General features: G+C 48.6%; 2 tRNA genes and 3 rRNA genes. All 5 read left to right on the top strand.

Annotated features, from left to right (window positions below):
- Positions 1–379: 379 nt before the first annotated feature.
- The 5 genes from H8792_RS12240 to rrf all read left to right on the top strand — a co-directional run bounded on the left by H8792_RS12240 (position 380) and on the right by rrf (position 5699).
- Positions 380–1921, top strand: a 16S ribosomal RNA gene (locus H8792_RS12240).
- A gap of 73 nt (positions 1922–1994) precedes the next feature.
- A tRNA-Ile gene (locus H8792_RS12245) sits at positions 1995–2071 on the top strand.
- Position 2072: 1 nt separating this feature from the next.
- Positions 2073–2148 (top strand) — tRNA-Ala (locus H8792_RS12250).
- Between the two features lie 406 nt (positions 2149–2554).
- A 23S ribosomal RNA gene (locus H8792_RS12255) occupies positions 2555–5415 on the top strand.
- 169 nt (positions 5416–5584) lie between these two features.
- A 5S ribosomal RNA gene (gene rrf / locus H8792_RS12260) occupies positions 5585–5699 on the top strand.
- The 16S, 23S and 5S rRNA genes sit together here with 2 tRNA genes alongside, the layout of an rRNA operon.
- Positions 5700–5707: the final 8 nt, after the last annotated feature.

Raw genomic sequence — 5707 nt, forward strand, 5'->3', positions numbered from 1 at the left:
AATACGCAGCTGTTCCGAGGGGCAGCGAACGAAGCGGCCACTTGGAGTGAAAACCAAGTCTGACGAGCTGTGATGAGTTGGAAGTCGGTGAAAAAAGTTTGAAAAAATATTTGACACCGGATTTTAAATCATCTTATAATAAGCGGCTTACCGACAACGAAAAGTCAAGCGCTTTTAACGGTTGTCGAAGAGACCTAAGTTCTTTAAAAATATGGTAAATCAGAGATAATTTATGTGGAAGCTCCTTAAGTGAGTAACCGATAAAAAATCTCGAAAATGACAAATATGTAATGGTAAATGAATATTTATTTATCATGCTTTAACTTGTCAATTCCGAGTGTTTATTCCTGAGAAGGAAATGAAATATATCAGCAAGATTGAACTGAAGAGTTTGATCCTGGCTCAGAATGAACGCTGGCGGCAGGCCTAACACATGCAAGTCGAACGGTAGCAGAAAGAAGCTTGCTTCTTTGCTGACGAGTGGCGGACGGGTGAGTAATGCCTAGGAATCTACCTTATAGTTGGGGACAACATGTGGAAACGCATGCTAATACCGAATATGCTCTAAGGAGTAAAGCGGGGGACCTTCGGGCCTCGTGCTATAAGATGAGCCTAGGTTAGATTAGCTAGTTGGTGAGGTAATGGCTCACCAAGGCGACGATCTATAGCTGGTTTGAGAGGATGATCAGCCACACTGGGACTGAGACACGGCCCAGACTCCTACGGGAGGCAGCAGTGGGGAATATTGCACAATGGGGGAAACCCTGATGCAGCCATGCCGCGTGTGTGAAGAAGGCCCGAGGGTTGTAAAGCACTTTCAATTGGGAGGAAGGTTATGTAGCTAATAACTGCATAGCTTGACGTTACCTTTAGAAGAAGCACCGGCTAACTCTGTGCCAGCAGCCGCGGTAATACAGAGGGTGCAAGCGTTATTCGGAATTACTGGGCGTAAAGCGCGCGTAGGCGGACTGTTAAGTCGGTTGTGAAAGCCCTGGGCTCAACCTGGGAATTGCATTCGATACTGGCAGTCTAGAATTTGGAAGAGGGAAGCGGAATTCCTAGTGTAGCAGTGAAATGCGTAGATATTAGGAGGAACATCAGTGGCGAAGGCGGCTTCCTGGTCCAAAATTGACGCTGAGGTGCGAAAGCGTGGGGAGCGAACAGGATTAGATACCCTGGTAGTCCACGCCGTAAACGATGTCAACTAGTTGTTGGCCTTATTTAAAAGGTTAGTAACGTAGCTAACGCGATAAGTTGACCGCCTGGGGAGTACGGTCGCAAGATTAAAACTCAAAGGAATTGACGGGGGCCCGCACAAGCGGTGGAGCATGTGGTTTAATTCGATGCAACGCGAAGAACCTTACCATCCCTTGACATCCTGCGAACTTTCTAGAGATAGATTGGTGCCTTCGGGAACGCAGTGACAGGTGCTGCATGGCTGTCGTCAGCTCGTGTCGTGAGATGTTGGGTTAAGTCCCGCAACGAGCGCAACCCTTATCATTAGTTGCTACCATTTAGTTGAGAACTCTAATGAGACTGCCGGTGATAAACCGGAGGAAGGCGGGGACGACGTCAAGTCATCATGGCCCTTATGGGATGGGCTACACACGTGCTACAATGGGGGGTACAAAGAGTTGCGAACTGGCGACAGTAAGCTAATCTCAAAAAACCCTTCGTAGTCCGGATTGGAGTCTGCAACTCGACTCCATGAAGTCGGAATCGCTAGTAATCGCAAATCAGAATGTTGCGGTGAATACGTTCCCGGGCCTTGTACACACCGCCCGTCACACCATGGGAGTGGATTGCAAAAGAAGTAGGTAGCTTAACCTTCGGGAGGGCGCTTACCACTTTGTGGTTCATGACTGGGGTGAAGTCGTAACAAGGTAGCCGTAGGGGAACCTGCGGCTGGATCACCTCCTTTAAGATAAAAAGGTTACGAGCTTAAGCGAGCTTTCACATAAATTGTCTCTGATTTACTGGTAGATAAAGAACCCGGGTCTGTAGCTCAGTTGGTTAGAGCGCACCCCTGATAAGGGTGAGGTCGGTGGTTCAAATCCACCCAGACCCACCACGGGGCTATAGCTCAGCTGGGAGAGCGCCTGCTTTGCACGCAGGAGGTCTGCGGTTCGATCCCGCATAGCTCCACCAATTAACCTGTTAATAAGGTTTCGATTTTAGAAAGTAAGATTGAGAAATTATTAACAGTTTTATTGCTGGAAAGAGAGAGGAATGTTAAAATTCCGCTTCTCAGTTCACAGGAACTGAAGATCTTTAACAATTTGGAATGAGGTTTATATGACAGCCGATTTTTGTCATATAAACGACTGATTAATCATCTCTCAATGATTAATCAGCATTGCTGGGATGTGACTTGATTTTAGGATTAAGTCATATCTTATGTAATAGGTAACGCAATATATGAATGAGAAAACTCAAGCGTATATCGTGTCAGCGAAGAAACTTAGTTGCGTGAACGAAAGTTCAAACATCACTCACTAGGCCTTAATTGTTCTTAGGAACAACACAAAAGGTTAAGGTTATTTTTGAGTTGTATAGTTAAGTGATTAAGCGTACGCGGTGGATGCCTAGGCGGTAGAAGGCGATGAAGGACGTGATAGCCTGCGATAAGCTTCGGTGAGGTGGCAAATACCCTGTGACCCGAAGATTTCCGAATGGGAAAACCCATCCTTTATGGATATCCCCTTGTGGGAGGCAAACCCGGAGAACTGAAACATCTAAGTACCCGGAGGAAAAGAAATCAACCGAGATTCCCTAAGTAGCGGCGAGCGAACGGGGACCAGCCCTTAAGCATTTATTCAGTTAGTAGAATGATCTGGAAAGTTCAACGGTACAGGGTGATAGTCCCGTATACGAAAACTGATTAAGTGTGAAAACGAGTAGGACGGAACACGTGAAATTCTGTCTGAAGATGGGGGGACCACCCTCCAAGGCTAAATACTCTCTACCGACCGATAGTGAACCAGTACCGTGAGGGAAAGGCGAAAAGAACCCCTGGAGGGGAGTGAAATAGAACCTGAAACCGCGTACGTACAAGCAGTGGGAGCCCTTCGGGGTGACTGCGTACCTTTTGTATAATGGGTCAGCGACTTACATTATGTAGCGAGGTTAACCGAATAGGGGAGCCGTAGGGAAACCGAGTCTTAACTGGGCGAACAGTTGCATGGTGTAGACCCGAAACCGGGCGATCTATCCATGGCCAGGTTGAAGGTGCCGTAACAGGTACTGGAGGACCGAACCCACGTATGTTGAAAAATGCGGGGATGAGCTGTGGATCGGAGTGAAAGGCTAATCAAGCCCGGAGATAGCTGGTTCTCCTCGAAAACTATTTAGGTAGTGCCTCATGTCTCACTCTCGGGGGTAGAGCACTGTTATGGTCTAGCGGCCCGTCAAGGGTTAGCAGCCCATTGCAAACTCCGAATACCGAGAAGTGCAATCATGGGAGACAGACTGCGGGTGCTAACGTCCGTAGTCAAGAGGGAAACAACCCAGACCGCCAGCTAAGGTCCCTAAATATCACTCAGTGGGAAAGGATGTGGGAAGGCACAGACAGACAGGAGGTTGGCTTAGAAGCAGCCACCCTTTAAAGAAAGCGTAATAGCTCACTGTTCGAGTCGGCCTGCGCCGAAGATTTAACGGGGCTAAGTGATATACCGAAGCTGCGGATGCACATAGTGCATGGTAGAGGAGCGTTCTGTAAGCCTGCGAAGGGGCATTGTAAAGTGTCCTGGAGGTATCAGAAGTGCGAATGCTGACATGAGTAGCGATAAAGGGAGTGAAAAGCTCCCTCGCCGAAAGACCAAGGTTTCCTACGCAACGTTAATCGACGTAGGGTTAGTCGACCCCTAAGACGAGGCTGAAAAGCGTAGTCGATGGGAAACGGGTTAATATTCCCGTACTTTTTATGACTGCGATGGAGGGACGGAGAAGGCTAAATCAGCCTGGCGATGGTTGTCCAGGTTTAAGGTTGTAGGTAGAGTGCTTAGGTAAATCCGGGCATTTAATACTGAGAACCGATGACGAGTCCTCTTTTGGACGAAGTGATTGATGCCATGCTTCCAAGAAAAGCTTCTAAGCTTCAGGTCATAAAGAATCGTACCCCAAACCAACACAGGTGGTCAGGATGAGAATTCTAAGGCGCTTGAGAGAACTCGGGTGAAGGAACTAGGCAAAATGACACCGTAACTTCGGGAGAAGGTGTGCCCCTGCCGGTGATGAGACTTGCTCTCTAAGCTAGTGGGGGTTGCAGAGACCAGGTGGCTGCAACTGTTTACTAAAAACATAGCACTCTGCAAAATCGAAAGATGACGTATAGGGTGTGACGCCTGCCCGGTGCCGGAAGGTTAATTGATGGGGTTAGCGTAAGCGAAGCTCTTGATCGAAGCCCCGGTAAACGGCGGCCGTAACTATAACGGTCCTAAGGTAGCGAAATTCCTTGTCGGGTAAGTTCCGACCTGCACGAATGGCGTAATGATGGCCACACTGTCTCCACCCGAGACTCAGCGAAATTGAAATCGCAGTTAAGATGCTGCGTACCCGCGGCTAGACGGAAAGACCCCGTGAACCTTTACTACAGCTTTGCACTGGACTTTGACACTACTTGTGTAGGATAGGTGGGAGGCTTTGAAGCAGCAACGCCAGTTGTTGTGGAGCCGTCCTTGAAATACCACCCTGGTATTGTTGAGGTTCTAACCTGGGTCAGTGAATCCTGATCAGGGACAGTGTATGGTGGGTAGTTTGACTGGGGCGGTCTCCTCCCAAAGTGTAACGGAGGAGCGCGAAGGTACCCTCAGCACGGTCGGACATCGTGCAATGAGCGCAAGAGTAAAAGGGTGCTTGACTGCGAGACAGACACGTCGAGCAGGTGCGAAAGCAGGTTCTAGTGATCCGGTGGTTCTGTGTGGAAGGGCCATCGCTCAACGGATAAAAGGTACTCCGGGGATAACAGGCTGATACCGCCCAAGAGTTCATATCGACGGCGGTGTTTGGCACCTCGATGTCGGCTCATCACATCCTGGGGCTGAAGTCGGTCCCAAGGGTATGGCTGTTCGCCATTTAAAGTGGTACGCGAGCTGGGTTTAGAACGTCGTGAGACAGTTCGGTCCCTATCTGCCGTGGGCGTTGGAAAATTGAGAGGGGCTGCTCCTAGTACGAGAGGACCGGAGTGGACGATCCGCTGGTGTTCCAGTTGTTCTGCCAAGAGCATTGCTGGGTAGCTACGATCGGAAAGGATAACCGCTGAAAGCATCTAAGCGGGAAACCTGCCTCAAGATAAGTTTTCCCTAGACTTTAAGTCTTCTGAAGGGCCGTTAGAGACTATGACGTTGATAGGCAAGGTGTGGAAGTGCAGTAATGTATGAAGCTAACTTGTACTAATTACCCGTGAGGCTTAACTATACAACTCAAAAGTAGCTTTGAAACCAAAGTGAAAAGAGCGTAACTGAGTAACTCGCAGACACGATATACATCTGCTTGAGTTTTCCATTCAGCGTTTACCAAAACAAACAGCAAACAACTCATTCCAAACATTGCAGTGTTGATTCTGTCAGCACCGCACACCGAATTGCTTGGTGAACATAGCAAGATGGAACCACCTGATCCCTTCCCGAACTCAGAAGTGAAACGTCTTAGCGCCGATGGTAGTGTGGGAGGTCCCATGTGAGAGTAGGTCATCGCCAAGCTTATATCC

The sequence above is a fragment of the Thiomicrorhabdus heinhorstiae genome (assembly GCF_013391765.2).
Taxonomy (GTDB): Bacteria; Pseudomonadota; Gammaproteobacteria; order Thiomicrospirales; family Thiomicrospiraceae; genus Thiomicrorhabdus; species Thiomicrorhabdus heinhorstiae.